The sequence below is a fragment of the Thermodesulfatator autotrophicus genome (assembly GCF_001642325.1).
GTDB classification, from domain to species: domain Bacteria; phylum Desulfobacterota; class Thermodesulfobacteria; order Thermodesulfobacteriales; family Thermodesulfatatoraceae; genus Thermodesulfatator; species Thermodesulfatator autotrophicus.
In genome coordinates this window covers 22,128-36,691 of sequence record NZ_LSFI01000032.1, presented here as the reverse complement: position 1 = coordinate 36,691, position 14,564 = coordinate 22,128, and the positions used below count along the sequence as shown (strand labels likewise).

The window sequence follows — 14,564 nt, the reverse complement described above, 5'->3', positions numbered from 1 at the left end:
TATCAATCTCCTCTATCTCCTTCAACAAAAAACGCTCCGCCGCCTTAAATATATTTGACTTTTAATGTATTTCTGTATATTATGCTGTACAATGTTGAACATATGAAGGAGGCGATACAAATGAGCGGACGAAAATGGAAATTGAACCAAGAGGAAGGAGAGAAGGTAAAAGAATATTTGTTGCAGCAAGGGGGAGAAGAAAAGGAAGTAAAAAATGCCTCCGAAAGATGGAGAATAAAATTTTCCGATAGCACATTTACTTTTTATACAAGTGGCACTCTTTACAGTACTCCTTCAAATTCCCAAGATCCGGCTGTGGAAGAGGTGTGGGATTATATTGACTCTCTAGTTGGTTCGGTTTTTGTTCAGCCTACAAGAGAATTTTTAATAGGATTAGATGAGACTGGAAAAGGTGAACTTGTTGGACACACTCATCTTGTAGGTGTAATTATTCCCAGCCATCTTTTTTCGCAGTTGGAGAAGATAGTTTCTACAGCAGATATACAAAGAAAGCACACTCCTTTGAGTATTGGGATAATATTTTCAGACAAATTTCCCAATTTATCAGCGACGGTTTAGAGTTCGTAGAAGAAAAGATACCGCCCTGGCATGTGGACAGGTATAACCTTAACAAAATTATGGATGTTGTTTATCAGCGTATTCTGGCTTCATTTTTCAGGAAAGCTGATATTGGAAAGTGCAGAATAGTGATTGACGATTATGGTATAGGACCTACACTTAAGCGATTTCTTAACTTTTTGGAAAAACAAGGAGCTGAAATCATTATTGCACGAAAATCTGATGATACATATTTAGAGGCAAGAGTAGCTTCTATAATTGCTAAAAGAAATAGAGAAGCGGTAATAAAAGCTATAAACGAAAATGATGATTATAAGATAGATGGAATTTCAATAGGCTCTGGAAATGCGGGGAATAAACAAACTTTAGAATGGCTCAAAAAATGGTATAGTTCAGGGAAACCATGGCCATGGTTTATAAAACGGTCGTTCTCGACTATTAGAAAAATTGAGGGGCTTAAAGGCAAAGTCAAGAAAATCATTCCTCCAATTAGGGATAATCTTCTGTCAGAAGACTTTAAAAAAGAGTTAGACTCAGGAAGGTTGAATATAAGAGCTTTATCAGTAGTTTGTCCTTCATGTGGGACAACCTCTAAAGCAGTTCTTTTCACATCCGGAGGGAAAGGATTTACGGCGAGATGCCCGAGTTGCAGAGGACCTATTGAAGATTTGAATTTTACTTTACGATACTATTGCAGTTTTATTGTGCCAGATAGCAATGTGATTAATAGAGGCTTGCTGGGGAAGGACTTAGAAAAAAGTAAATTCTTTGAAGATTTCACCATTCTAATCCCCGCAGTTGTTAGATATGAGTGTGACACCAAAGGCGGTAAAAAGGAATTTGAAAGACTCGGAAAATTTGCATCTATTGGGAGAATTAAGCTAAAAGAAGTGGGGGAATTTAATCCTTCTAAATTCGAAAAAATGACTACTCAGGAGAGAGATGATTTAATTATGAAAACATGCATTGAGGAAAATGCTATTCTTTTATCAGCCGACAATCAGGTTAAAGGGCTTGCTGTGTCATGGGGTATTTTCACCATTTTTGTACCATGAGAGACGGTTGTAAAATGCTTTGGGTAGTAGAAGAAGTAGCAAGTTAGGTGATATGTTCAACAACACTTTTAGGAGGTACAGAGGTGAGAAAAAAAATAGACTCTGACAAAATAACTTTAAACAAACTCTTTGAGGACTTTTGGTTTTTGATCCCAGAATATCAAAGACCGTATGTGTGGACATCAGATAATATCAACGATTTATTAGAGGATTTATGGTTTGCTTATGAGAATAACCTAGAGGATGAGTACTTCGTTGGTTCATTGGTTTTGAAAAAAGTTGTTCAAAGTTCATTTAACGAATATGAAGTATTAGATGGTCAGCAAAGACTAACTACTTTTGCACTTATGCTTCGTATTCTTAAGGATAAAACAAGTGAGAAGGATACAAAAGAAGCAATTGAGCAAAGTTTATTTCAAAAGGCTATTCGTGTAAAAAGAATACCAGAAATGCCGAGAATAGTCTATAAAATAAGAGGTGATTCTGATAAATTTTTAAGAGGATTCGTTTTAGAAAATAAAATAGTTCAAAGCAATAAAGACATATCTGTTAGAAATATGAGAGATGCTGTTCAAACAATTGATAAGTTCTTTAGTGATAAAGAAGATAAAATAGAAGGATTTATCGATTTTATTTTCAATAATGTCGTTTTTATATATGTTGCAACTGAAGATTTTGATGATGCGTTTAGATTATTTACAATTCTTAATACCAGAGGGATACCTTTGACGAATGCTGATATCTTAAAAGCCATAAATATTGGGGAAATTGAAAAATCTGAAAGTAAGGAAATGGCAGAAAAGTATGCTAAGAAGTGGGAAGATATACAAAATGAATTAGGAGAGGATTTCGATAGATTTTTAGGATTTATTAGAACAATATTACTTAAAGAGAAGGCCAGGAAAAGTTTACTGGAGGAGTTCGAAGAAAAAATATATAAGGAGAAAAAATTAACTAAGGGAAAAGAAACTGTAGATATATTGGAAGAGTATTATACCATATATACGAAAATTATAGATTTCTCGCCAAATAATGAACCATTATCTGAAAAATCTGCTCAGGAAAACAATGCATATAAAAACTTAATAACAATAATGAAAATAGCCTTACCATCCACTGATTGGATCCCACCATTGCTTCACTTTTATAAAAAGTTTGGTGATGAGTTGTTGTTGGAGTTTTTGAAAAAGTTAGAATTTAAATTTAGCAGTGATTGGATTTTATATTTTACTCCAACTCAAAGAATTGAAAATATGAATAGAATCATAAAGAAAATAGATAAAACAGATACTCCTAAGGAGGTATTAGAAGATCTAGATGTATTCAAGATAGAAGTAAGCGAGTTAAAAAATACTTTATCGGGAAATGGTTATGGAAAAAGATTCGTAAAATATGTTCTTTTAAAGTATGAATATTTGATGCAAGATAATTCTCAATTTATTGGTAACTATTCGCGAATCAGCATAGAGCACATACTACCGCAGAATCCGCCCAAAAGCAGTAAATGGAGAGAATGGTTTTCGGAAGAAGAAATAGAGGAATATAAACACAAATTAGGAAATCTGGTTTTATTAAATCGTAGAAAAAATTCTTCTTTATCAAACCTCGATTTTGACCTAAAGAAGGAAAGATATTTTAAAGGTAGTATTTCTACATTTCCAAGTATAAATCACATAATGCGCAAAACAGAATGGAGAAAAGAAGATATAGAAAATCGGACTAAAGATATGATTGAAAAATTGACTGGTTTATTAAGATGACTTTATAAATGAAAGTTAAGAACTAAGGATATTGACCGATGGCTCGAAAAGTAATCAACAAAAGAGCTGGACAGACCAATGAATGAGGACAGAAGATGCGGGCTATACATAAGAGTTTCCACCGAAAGGCAGGTTGCAGAAGGGGAATCCCTTGACGAGCAGGAAGAAAGGCTAAGGGAGTTTTGCAAGGTTAGAAACTGGAAGGTAGTAAAAGTCTATAAGGAAGAAGGAAAATCCGCTAAGGATACAAACAGGCCAGCATTTAAGGAGCTTTTAAGGGATGTAGAAAACGGTTTAATAGATACGCTCGTCGTTAAAAAGCTTGATAGACTCTCCCGCTCAATCGTTGACTTTGAGAAGATTTACAACTTCCTGCAAAACCATCATGTTGATCTTGTTTCTCTGCACGAAAACTTTGACACCACAACTGCAATCGGTAGAGCTGTAGTCAGGATAGTTATGGTATTCGCTCAGCTTGAAAGGGAGCAGACGGCGGAGAGAACCCTTGATGTGATGGAGCACAGGGCAAGGGAAGGCTTGTGGAACGGTGGCTACCCTCCGTTAGGCTACGATTTAAAAGATGGAAAACTGATTGTTAACCCAGAAGAAGCCAAAGTCGTTAAACTTATTTTTGAGAAATACCTTGAGTTCGCATCATATACCAAAGTTGCTAAGTGGCTGAATGAACACGGTTACAAAACAAAAGAGTTTATCAGCCGTAGAGGTAAAAAGCAGGGTGGAAGCGATTTTACTGATACCTATATAGCAAGAGTCTTAAAACATCCGGTTTACATAGGCAAAATCAAGTACAAGGGGAAGCTATACGAGGGACAGCATACCCCGATAATTGACGAAAAAACCTTCAACTTGGTTCAGGAAATTATCAAAAGTAATTACAAAAGAACCAGTAGCGTCAAAAGGCAAATTAAACACAACTTCTTGCTTGAGGGACTTTTAAAGTGTGGATTTTGTGGTGCTTTTATGACGCCGACATGGGCTAAATCGAAGGGGAGAAGGTATTTTTATTACGAATGCACTACTAATCAGCACAAAGGAAGGGGAACCTGTGAAGGCGGAAGCATCAGAGCTGACCTTATGGAGAATTTAGTTTTGGAAAAGATGAGGGAAATTTCCCAAAATGAAATTCTGCTTTACAGATTGGTTCACAATGCCTCAGCGGAAGCAAAAGCAAAGGTTAATAAGCTGGAAGAAAAAAGGATTATCCTGAAGCTCCGAATAAAAGAGCTTGAGGATAAAGGAAGGAAATATACAAGGCAGTTAGTGGAAATCAAAGGGAAGGCGGCGGAGCGGTTTTTGTTGAAGGAGATAGAGGAGATTGATAAGCAGTTGAAGGAGCTGGAAAGGGAGCTTGAAACCGTAGAGACCGAAATTCAAAGGTGGAAAGAGTATATCCTGAATACCGAACTTATAAAGGAATCTTTCAAATACTTCTCAAAAATCTTTCCTCAATTAAGCCCACCAGAGCAGAAGGGACTTTTAAAGATGTTGATTAAAGAGATAGTCTTCACTCCCTCCCAAATCAACATTTATTTCTTTGAAATGCCAGAGGAAGAAATAAGGTTGAATCTGCCGAAGGCGGTTGGTTTCGAAGAAAACTTCAAATGGCTCCCCGGGCAGGACTCGAACCTGCAACCTATGGGTTAACAGCCCACCGCTCTGCCGATTGAGCTACCGGGGAACTGCTCTAAAAATTAGCCTTCTCCTTTTCTCCTGTCAAGACTCTAAGAGACCTTTGCAAAATATCTTCTTGAGACTGCTTCGCCTGTCCCGAGCAAAGCGAAGGGATCTCCTCGCATTGACAGACCGGGGCTGTCATTGCGAGCGAAGTAATCTGATAATTCCTGAGACTGCTTCGTCGCGCTTGCGCACTCCTCGCAGTGACAGGTAAAGATGTCATTGCGAGCCACGTTCCCCTTCTCGTCATTGCGAGCCACGAAGTGGCGAAGCAATCTTCCCTTAAAGTAAAAAAATATTTTTATAGTTTTGCAAAGGTCTCTCTAAATGTAACCCCTCCCTCTAATCATAACTTGACTTTTCCTCTAACAATTGACAGTTTGAAAGAAAAAACGGAGGTGGACCATGGCCAAGGTTGCTATTTTACTGGCTCCTGGATACGAAGAACTTGAAGCTGTAACAGTCATAGATGTTTTACGCCGTGGTGGAGTTGATTTAGTTATTGCCGGCCTTGAAGATGCCCCTATCCCCAGTGCCAGGAACGTAAAAATTGTCCCTGATACCACTGTTGACCAGTTATCACCCGACGAACTTGACATGGTAATTTTGCCAGGCGGGCTTCCTGGAGTGGAAAACCTCAAAAAAGACTCAAGAGTCAAAGATTTAATTCAAAAAATGCAGGAAAAAGGCAAAAAGTGCGCGGCTATTTGTGCTGCACCAGGAGCACTGGCCGCCTTTGGCGTTCTCAAAGGCAAAAAAGCTACCATTTATCCCTCACTAAAAAATGAGCTAAAAGAAGCCAAGCCCGAAGACGCCCCGGTGGTTGTTGACGAAAATATCATTACCAGCCAGGGGCCTGGCACAGCCATGCCCTTTGCCTTTACCCTTCTTGCTCTTTTAGCCGGGGAAGAAAAGGCAAAAGAAGTGGCCAAGCAAATGTTAGTAAACTGGCCTTAAGAGGGTAAAAACTGGTCAAGCACAGGCACAAGCGCCCTGGTAAATTCTTGTAACTCTTTTTCGTTCCCTTTCTTTAAAGGGACCATTAGGCGCACCAGGGCGCCATCTGAACGCCTCTTAAAAAGGCGGTCAAACAAAAGATAAAGCCTGTCTTCATACTCACTGGCAATTTTGCGCCCTCGCCCTTGATACCAGTAATACACCAAAAGCTTTTCATCGCCCTTCTGAAGGACAAAGCGGTTTACCTTGAGTTTGCCGTTAGCAGTGTCAAGAGAAATAATGCTATCGCTTATAGGGAGCCAGCCACCACCAGGCATACAGTGTTTGGGAGAGTGAATCATGGCCCCTTCCTGCTGTTCTTCAAAATACCCCACATAAAGGCTTATACAGAGGTGGTTTCGGCAATAATCACGCATGATATAATTATCCACCCCGAGTATTTTTTCTACTTTGGGGGGCATTTTTTCTTCTTTAGCAAGCTTGTAGCCGGCAATCTCTTGCGGGAAAAGGACCAAATCTTTTTTAATAGGCACGGGATGAATGGTGCTAACCGCCTGTAATACAAAAGAAAAAAGGACCAACACCACCGCTAAAAAAATAGCTTTTTTTATCATCTTCGAACCACCAATTTATGCACTATTAAAACCAAAGCAATAGAAAGACCGAAAACAACAAGGCCTGAAAAGGTATGAAAAAAACCTTGAGCCACTTTGGGGCCAAAGTGATAAGCCAGCACTCCCGTAATAAACACCCTCAGGACGTTTACCCCTATGGCAATAGGCACCGTTGAAAGAAGCAATACGATTTTCCAGACTGTTTTAGGAACGAAATAAGCCAGGATACTACAAATGGCAAGCAGCGAAATAAGAGAGCGAATTCCACTACAGGCGTCTATTACCTCAAGAACCATATTGGGCAAAACTATGATATTACCATCGCGATAAACAGAAAAACCGAAGAACTGGAGGAGTTCTGTAGCCACTTTGGAAGCGAAAAGTTTCAGAGGAAAAGTAAGCGAGTTATAAATCACGTAAGGTATGGGAATAGCCAGAACAAGAATCCATACAGGAAAAGCTAATTTTTTGGCCAGCGGCCAGCCTAAAAGAAAAACCAGCCCCCCGTAAAGAACCAGCAGAAAAGAAAAGCGCTGGGTGAACTGCTCTCCGGCTACCCAGCCCAACAAAAATAAGGCTAGCCCGCCTAACACAATAAAAAGGCCAAAGAAATTCGTTTTTACTGGTATTTCCGCAATCTTCTGGCGATTTATCCAGATAAAATAGGCAGAGAAAAGAGGTAAAAGAAACCCGTGTGAGTAGTTGGGGTCATGCCACCAGTCCCACACCAGATTTTTTAACACTGGAAAGTACAAATAAAGAAGGGCTATTCCAAAAAGGCCAAGGCCAGCAAGGATTTCTCTCTGGGGAGTTATGGCTTTTGCTTTAGCTTCCATGAAGTTATTCCCTGCAGATGTTTTTTGATTTCTTTATAAGAAAGGGTGTTCAGTATGTCTTCTCTTTCACACCAGCCGCGCCTCGCCACAGCCGTACCAAGGGGGAGGAAATTCATCTGGTCAAGAATATGGGCGTCACTGCCAATAAGAAGCTTCACCCCGGCCTCTTTGGCGGCTCTAGCGTTTATATCGTTTAAATCAAGCCGTTTGTAGTAGGCATTTATCTCAAGCGCTGTTTTAGTTTCCCTGGCGGTTTTTATAAGAGTTTCCATGTCAACAGGATAAGGCTCTCTTTCGCCCAGAAGACGACCTGTAGGATGGCCAATACAGTGCACATAAGGGTTCTTCATGGCGGAAACCAGGCGAGCAGTGATATTTTCTTCTCCCTGTTTAAAGCCACTGTGAATAGAAGCTATCACCAGGTCAAATTCCTTTAAAATTTCATCAGGGTAGTCAAGGCTTCCATCCCCCAAAATATCCACCTCGGTACCACAGAGAAGTTTTACATCTTTTGAGCGTTTGTTAAAGTCCTCTATGGCTTTTTTCTTTTCTTTTAATTTGTCAATCGGCATTCCACCAGCAACCTTTAACCCCTGAGAATGATCAACAATGCCCACCCATTTTAGCCCAAGCTTGCGGGCATAAGCCGCAATTTCTTCAATAGAAGCACTGCCATCGCTGAACTTAGAATGAACATGGGCATCACCGATTACTTCTTCGTAAGCCACTATTTGAGGGAGCCTGCCTTCAAGGGCTGCTTCTATCTCGCCTCTGTCTTCCCTGAGTTCTGGTGGAATCCAGGGAAGGCCCACCGCCGCAAAAATTTCTTCCTCTTCCTTGCCGCCAATACGTTCCTGGCCACGAAATATGCCATACTCGTTGATTTTAAGGCCTCTTTGAACTCCAAGCTCTCTTATCCTGATGTTATGGGCCTTTGAACCGGTGAAATAAGCCAGGGCGGCGCCGTAACATTCAGGATCCACCACGCGTAAGTCAACCTGTATGCCCTGTTTCAGGCGAACGCTGGTCTTGGTTTCACCTTTGGCGATTATCTCTTCCACCACGGGCAGAGAAACAAAGACATCCATTACTTTGAAGTGGTCTTTAGCGGTGACCAGGATATCTATATCTTTTACGGTCTCACGGCGGCGACGGATACTTCCAGCCACGTCTATTCGCTCTACCGGGCTTTTCTTTTTAAGGAGGGCTACTATTTCTTCAGCCCAGGGAAGGACAAGGCCTATGGGCAAACGACCCCGCTTTTGTTTTAGAAGTTTTATACCTTTAAGTATATTTTGTTCAGTTTTAGGGCCAAAGCCCGGTAGCCTTGAGAGCCGATGTTCAAGGCAGGCCTTTTCCAGTTCTTCAATGGTTTTTATACCTAAAGTTTCATAGACGATCTTGGCCTTTTTCGGGCCAAAGCCAGGGATTTCCAGGAATTTTAAAAGCTCTGGAGGTATTTCTTGCTTTAGCTCCTCGTATTTTTGAAGGGTGCCGGTCTCAAGGATTTCTACTATTTTTTGGGCCAGATCTTTACCAATACCCGGGATGCGTTCAAGTTTACCTTTGGCAGCTAGTTCTTCCACATCAACGGTTAAGGCCTCTATGTTTTGGGCGGCCCTCTGGTAGGCTCTTATACGGTAAGGATTATCGCCTTTTATTTCTAAAAGAGCTGCAATCTTACGAAAAATGTCAGCCACTTCTTTGTTTCTCATCTTTACCCCTCAAAGGCAAGGATTTTTAAAAATACTGCTTTAAGATACCATGTTTCCGGCATGGGTAGATAGACTGGATGGTCTCTAGCCTGAAGACCTATTTCAAGGAGCTGGGGATAAAGTCCATTTTTAATAGCCACCTTTTGTGCCAGAGAAAGCAGGTCATTGAGTTTAAGAAACTGAGAACACGAACAGGAAAGGAAAATGCCACGGTCTTCCAGCCGGGAGATAGCTTTGTTATTCAAGGTTTCGTATAGCCTTTTACCGGCCTGATAGGCCCGTTCTTTTTTGATGAGGGCTGGAGGGTCAAGGACTATGGCCCGGGCCTTGGGGGCATATTGTAAAAAATTTTCTATATCGTCCTGAATAAAAGTTATTTTGCCTGCCAGGCCGTTTCGGCGGGCGTTTTCCTCGGCTAAAGCCAATGCCTGAGAAGAGCGGTCAACAGCCAGAACTTTTTGGGCTCCATCTCTGGCGGCGTAAAGAGAAAAGGCCCCTGAGTAGCAGAAAAGGTCAAAAACTAGGCTCTCTTTGACATAGCTTGCAAACTTTCTCCTATTTTCCCGCTGGTCAAGAAAAAAGCCGGTTTTCTGGCCGGCTATTGGGTCTATGAGGAAATAAAGCCCATCAATCTTTGCCCAGAAAGGGCCTTCTATACCTTCGTTTTCCACGTAAATAGAAAGGCCTTCATCTTTTCTCACCGGCAAATCGTTTTTAAAAACTAGGCCCTCAAGGGGGAAAGCTTCTTTCAAAGCGTCGCGTATCAGGCCTTTCAAGCTTTCCATGCCTGCCGTGGCCAACTGCACCACGGCTATTTTCTCAAAAAGGTCAACGGTTAGCCCTGGGAGTAAATCACCTTCTCCGTGAATTAACCTGAAACAGGTTTCACCAGGGTATAATTTTTGCCTGTCCCTAAAAGTTTTTTTAAAACGTTTAACGAAAAACTCTTGCGAAATTTCTTCGTCTTGAAAAGAGAGCAAACGGGCCACAATACGACTTTTGGGATTGAAGTAGGCTATAGCCAGAAAATGGCCTTCTTTACTGGTAAGTCTTCCCAACTCTCCAGGGGCCAATTCGGGAAGCTTTAAAAAGTCAGCCTTTTCTAACCAGAGCCTGCGAGAGAGGATTTTTTTAACGCCTTTTGGGTTCAAGACGGCGGTCTTCATGAAGCATCTCCAGTATCTTTTGCGCCCGGAAAGAATCACCTCGCCCGATGGTATGCGGGCTATAAGGCAGATAAGCCTTTTGCGGGTTCCTTTTTACGGCAAAGGGTGTTAAATCATCAAAAACAACTTCGTCGTCTTCATTTACAAAGCTCAAGTGCAAATCAAGCAAAGGCCGCATTATAGAGATTTTTCCCTTTTCATCGCGGCCAAGGGGAAGGGTTTCAAAGCGTCTTTCCTTGAAGCCCAAAAACCAGAGGCCCTGGCGGGGCTTTCCTGAAATTTTATCTGCCATGACAGGCGTGGCATCCTCCCCTTGAGCATTTTTAAGAATAAAGTTTTCAATTTCTGAAGAGCCCTGCACGTAAAATTCAGCCCAGTCCTCCCAGTCTGGGTCGTAATGGAGCAAAAGGTAATAACCGCGATCCTGGAAGCTAAATTGGGCATGACAGGCACTACAACGCACTCTGGCTAAAACCTCTGGGGTGTGAAAAGGGCTTTTGGGCTTAAGTTTATGGCAGTCTGTACAGGAAGGCCCTTTTTCCCCGGCCATAAGTTCTTCTCCCGTATGGCAGGAAAGGCAGGACATACCAGCCTTTAAATGCACGTCTTTAGCCATTTCGTGGAATTCCACCCCCCAGGGACGCGGGGGAAGTTCTCCATCAATCAAGGGGCTTCTAAAAGGATAAGGATAGTCGTGCTCAAAGAGGCCGTAATAATCAAAACCCACACGATTACCGTAGTGGCAGTGCAGGCAAAGGCGGTCTGGCGGAGTTTTTATAAAACGATGATCCTCTAATTTACCGTTTCCGTAAAATAAATGGCAGGCGGCACAACCTGTGCCTCTTCTGGTCTCAGCATAATCATCTCCCTTATAAAAAAGATGACATCTCAGGCAACGGCGACGCAAAAGGTCATAAACCAGGTCTTCCCTAGTTTTTATGACTTCTGGCTCAGGCAGGGCCTTTATTCCCGCAACCGCAGGCAAGTTAAAGGCCTCAAGCACCGGGTTTATCACTCCGGTAAGCGTAAAATGGGAAGCTTTCTTTATTTTTTCTATTTTTTCAGCATGGCAGGAGCCACAAGCTTTTTCCCAGTTAGCCGGTGAGGCCGGAGAAGCGATAAGGCCTTTATGGGCCTCTTCGGGGCTTGCAGCCGGAGTTTTCCCTCCATGACATCTGGTGCAGGCAAAGGAATGCTTTTCATCAAGCTCGTAATGATGGCAATCTTTACACGTGTGCAGAACAGGTTTTGATTCTTTGCTCTGACAGCCGACTAAAATCACCAAGAAAAAAAGGACTAAAAACCGCATACCCTTTTGGCTGCTCTATCAAGCATTTTGGGAAGTCCGCCGAATTCAAATGGCGTAACCCCAAAAGATTCCTGCCACACTTCCGGGCTTTCCATACAAAGATAAACGCATACATCTTTGGCGTGTTTTCTGATTTCGCGGTAAAGGTGCTTATAGAGTTCAACCCTGATTGGCCTGAAGTAGCGTCTTTTTCCGTCAAGGCCGATTACGAATTCGTCACTAAAAATGCTTGTGTGAGAAAATCTGGCATAAGCGATTTCTTTTAGTTCCGGCATAAAACGAAGGCTCCCCAGGCTTATCCAGACTATATTTTCAGCTGGCACCAGTTTAAAAAGCTCCTCTATAACCCAGGAGTATTCTTCCTGCCAGCCTGAGAAACGGATAATAGGGTCAAAATGAAAGGCCACCGGATACCCCCAGTCTGAAACTATCTGCGCTGCTTTCAGGCGTTCGGTAAGGCCTGGAGCGCCTTTTTCTTCGCTTTCAACAATAGACGGCGCATTAAGAGACCAGGCAATGATAGTACGCCGGTTATGCTCAAGGCCTTTTAAGTCATCAATAAAAACGGTTTTGGTTTTAAGCTCCAGCACCCCTCGGTTCTCACGAGAGAAAAACTCAACAAGCCAGGGATTAAGATGAGTTACAGGCTCAAGGATCATGCTATCAGTAAACTCTCCCGTACCAATGCGGGTAAAAGGGCGGCTTTCAAGGCCTTCTTTAAGTTGTGCAAGACCATCTGAAAGCACATTTACAAAAAAAGTAAGCCAGGGTTCATTAAAGTAGGCCTGGAGGATGCAATAAGTACAGTCAAGAGAGCAGCCCTGACCAATATGAAATATCTGATAGCCACAGCATAGATAACTCTTAGTGCCCGGGCAGGGACGAAAAAAACGGCCTTTATAGGCGGTTAGAAAAAGAGTTCTCTTCCCCCAGGATAAAACTTCTGGCCAGGGAGAAAGAGGTTTAGGCGGCTTTTCCCCTGCAGGCAAAACAATTGGTTCAAGTTTCAGACGATTCAATATTTCCTGCGTGTAAGGATTATCTTTTACCTCTTCTGAAACGTATAAGTTCTCTATTTCTGGTAACAACATTAGTCTTTAATCTACCCTACGTTCACGTTGCAAACAAACTTGAGGGTCAGACAAAGTTTTTTTGGGCAAAGGGATTTAGTGTGAAGCTATCCCAAAGTAATGACACCCAATTAGCACTGCGAGGAGCGCGAAGGCGCGATGAAGCAGTCTCAGAAGCACGCAGGGGCACCAATAAAATATTCTGCAAGGGTCTCAAAAAATTTAATCAAAAATTATTAACTACCGAAAAATTATAGAGCAGATGAAATTTTATTAGATGACAAAATGAAAATTTTAAAAGATCTATCAACAAAAAGAGAACTTGATCTTCCCTCCTTTCCCCCATTAGCTTTTAAACTTGTTGATGCAGTAAAGGAAGGTTCCTTTGAAAAGTTGGCACAATTAATACGTTTGGACCCAGCCCTTAGCTCAAAGGTACTAAAGATTGCTAATTCGCCGTTTTTTTCTCGTGGAAAAAAGATAGAGAGTTTAGACTCAGCTATTGCTATTCTTGGTACTGAAATGCTTTTAAATATCGCTCTATCTTTTGTTTTGATAAAGTTTTTCGCCAAAAAAGATGGAGGCAAATTTGATTTTCTTCATTTCTGGCGAAGGTCTCTTACGGCTGCGGTGGCGGCCAGTCTTCTGGCTGAAGCGTGCAATTACTCCCAGGAAAAGCTCTATTTGGGCGGGCTTTTGATGGATATAGGCATTCTTGTTTTATATCACTTGCGTCCTAATGATTATATCCAGGTATTAGAAGACAAAAAAATAGAAGGAATTTCAATTATAGAAGCAGAAAGAAAAGTTTTTGGTGTTACCCATCCAGAAGTTGGAAAAGAGCTTGTTCCCATATGGAATTTACCCTTTTATCTAGAAAATTACATCTTCTATCATCATGAGCCTGATAAGGCACCAAAAAATCTTTTCAAGGAAATAGAAATCCTTTATTTAGCTGATAGAATTTCAAGTATATATTACACCAATAACACAGTTGATAAATATAACGTACTTCTAAAAAGAGCTACTGATATTTTAGGATTATCTCTTCAAAACATAGAAAACATTATAGATAAGACAGCCAATAAAACTAAAGAAATATTTGAAATGTTTGACTTGCCAAAATATGAAATAATTCCCTATTCTTTAATACTGGCAGAAGCCAATAGAGAGCTTCAGCGTATAAATCTAAATTATGCCTTACTCCTACAAAAACTTAAAGAAGAAAAACAAAGAGCAGAATTATTAGCTAAAAAATTAAAAGAAAAAAATCGCTTTTTAATGGAGATAGCACTAAAAGATGCCCTTACAGGGTTATATAATAGACACTATTTTCAAAAAAGACTGAAAGAAGAAATTGAAAGATACCACAGATACAAAAACTTCTTATCTGTAATTATCTTAGATATTGATCACTTTAAAGAGATAAACGATAAATATGGGCATTTGTGTGGAGATGAAGTACTAAAAAACTTAGCTAATATTTTACAAGAAGAAACAAGAAAAAGTGATATATTGGCCCGTTATGGTGGAGAAGAATTTATAATTTTACTTCCTTTTACTGATATTAATGGAGCAAAAAGCTTGGCAGAAAGATTGAGACAAAAGATAGCGAAAAGCAAGTTTACTTGTGAAAAATATTGTTTTTCTATTACTGTGAGTTTTGGAGTGGCATCTATAAAACCAGGACAAAAGGTAACTATAACAGAATTACTTTCCGCTGCTGATAAAGCACTTTACGTATCCAAAAAGCAAGGGAGAAATAGAGTTACAGCGGTTGAGGTATAATAGAGACGGGCCTGTTGCCC

At 40.9% G+C, this 14,564-nt stretch carries 12 protein-coding genes and 1 tRNA gene; 6 read left to right on the top strand and 7 right to left on the bottom strand.

All coding sequences use genetic code 11. The features are described from left to right. Positions 1 to 120: 120 nt before the first annotated feature. From TH606_RS07435 to TH606_RS12095, 4 genes are all read left to right on the top strand, one after another. A complete protein-coding gene (locus TH606_RS07435) occupies positions 121 to 579 on the top strand; it encodes a hypothetical protein (RefSeq protein WP_068542514.1) in 459 nt (152 codons plus the stop codon). Continuing rightward, the gene (locus TH606_RS07430) at positions 540 to 1,634 is read left to right on the top strand and encodes a hypothetical protein (protein ID WP_082863567.1); all 1,095 of its coding nucleotides are present in this window, start codon (positions 540 to 542) and stop codon (positions 1,632 to 1,634) included. The genes TH606_RS07435 and TH606_RS07430 overlap by 40 nt, the downstream gene beginning before the upstream one ends. 83 nt (positions 1,635 to 1,717) lie before the next feature. Further along, a complete protein-coding gene (locus TH606_RS07425; protein WP_068542510.1) occupies positions 1,718 to 3,394 on the top strand; it encodes a DUF262 domain-containing protein in 1,677 nt (558 codons plus the stop codon). A 78-nt stretch (positions 3,395 to 3,472) separates the two neighbouring features. After that, the gene (locus TH606_RS12095) at positions 3,473 to 5,059 is read left to right on the top strand and encodes a recombinase family protein (protein WP_408033337.1); all 1,587 of its coding nucleotides are present in this window, start codon (positions 3,473 to 3,475) and stop codon (positions 5,057 to 5,059) included. Here the strand turns inward: TH606_RS12095 and TH606_RS07420 are convergent. Further along, positions 5,018 to 5,093, bottom strand: a tRNA-Asn gene (locus tag TH606_RS07420). The two genes, TH606_RS12095 and TH606_RS07420, sit on opposite strands and share 42 nt — an antisense overlap. A 401-nt stretch (positions 5,094 to 5,494) precedes the next feature. Between TH606_RS07420 and TH606_RS07415 the strand changes: the two genes are divergently transcribed. Then, positions 5,495 to 6,046 carry a DJ-1 family glyoxalase III gene (locus TH606_RS07415; protein WP_068542508.1) on the top strand — a complete coding sequence of 184 codons (552 nt, stop codon included), beginning with the start codon at positions 5,495 to 5,497 and terminating at the stop codon, positions 6,044 to 6,046. On the opposite strand, the gene TH606_RS07410 is transcribed toward TH606_RS07415, so the two are convergent. Genes TH606_RS07410 through TH606_RS07385 form a run of 6 tightly spaced genes read right to left on the bottom strand, consistent with a single transcriptional unit; the run spans position 6,043 to position 12,777 of the window. Then, the gene (locus tag TH606_RS07410; protein ID WP_082863566.1) at positions 6,043 to 6,660 is read right to left on the bottom strand and encodes an exosortase C-terminal domain/associated protein EpsI; all 618 of its coding nucleotides are present in this window, start codon (positions 6,658 to 6,660) and stop codon (positions 6,043 to 6,045) included. The genes TH606_RS07415 and TH606_RS07410 overlap by 4 nt on opposite strands. Continuing rightward, the gene (locus tag TH606_RS07405; RefSeq protein WP_068542506.1) at positions 6,657 to 7,496 is read right to left on the bottom strand and encodes an exosortase/archaeosortase family protein; all 840 of its coding nucleotides are present in this window, start codon (positions 7,494 to 7,496) and stop codon (positions 6,657 to 6,659) included. Before TH606_RS07405 ends, TH606_RS07410 begins: the two co-directional genes overlap by 4 nt. Further along, positions 7,472 to 9,211, bottom strand: coding sequence for a DNA polymerase/3'-5' exonuclease PolX (gene polX / locus TH606_RS07400; RefSeq protein WP_068542504.1), 1,740 nt, complete (start codon positions 9,209 to 9,211; stop codon positions 7,472 to 7,474). Before polX ends, TH606_RS07405 begins: the two co-directional genes overlap by 25 nt. Before the next feature lie 2 nt (positions 9,212 to 9,213). After that, on the bottom strand, positions 9,214 to 10,377 hold the full coding sequence (locus TH606_RS07395) for a class I SAM-dependent rRNA methyltransferase (RefSeq protein ID WP_068542502.1): 1,164 nt from the start codon (positions 10,375 to 10,377) through the stop codon (positions 9,214 to 9,216). Next, positions 10,343 to 11,686, bottom strand: coding sequence for a cytochrome c3 family protein (locus tag TH606_RS07390; RefSeq protein WP_068542500.1), 1,344 nt, complete (start codon positions 11,684 to 11,686; stop codon positions 10,343 to 10,345). Before TH606_RS07390 ends, TH606_RS07395 begins: the two co-directional genes overlap by 35 nt. After that, a complete protein-coding gene (locus TH606_RS07385; RefSeq protein ID WP_068542498.1) occupies positions 11,674 to 12,777 on the bottom strand; it encodes an SPL family radical SAM protein in 1,104 nt (367 codons plus the stop codon). The genes TH606_RS07390 and TH606_RS07385 overlap by 13 nt, the downstream gene beginning before the upstream one ends. A 264-nt stretch (positions 12,778 to 13,041) precedes the next feature. Here TH606_RS07385 and TH606_RS07380 point away from each other — a divergent pair, with 264 nt between their 5' ends. Beyond that, positions 13,042 to 14,544: a sensor domain-containing diguanylate cyclase gene (locus TH606_RS07380; RefSeq protein ID WP_068542496.1), complete on the top strand. Its 1,503-nt coding sequence runs from the start codon at positions 13,042 to 13,044 to the stop codon at positions 14,542 to 14,544. The last annotated feature ends 20 nt before the right edge of the window (positions 14,545 to 14,564 follow it).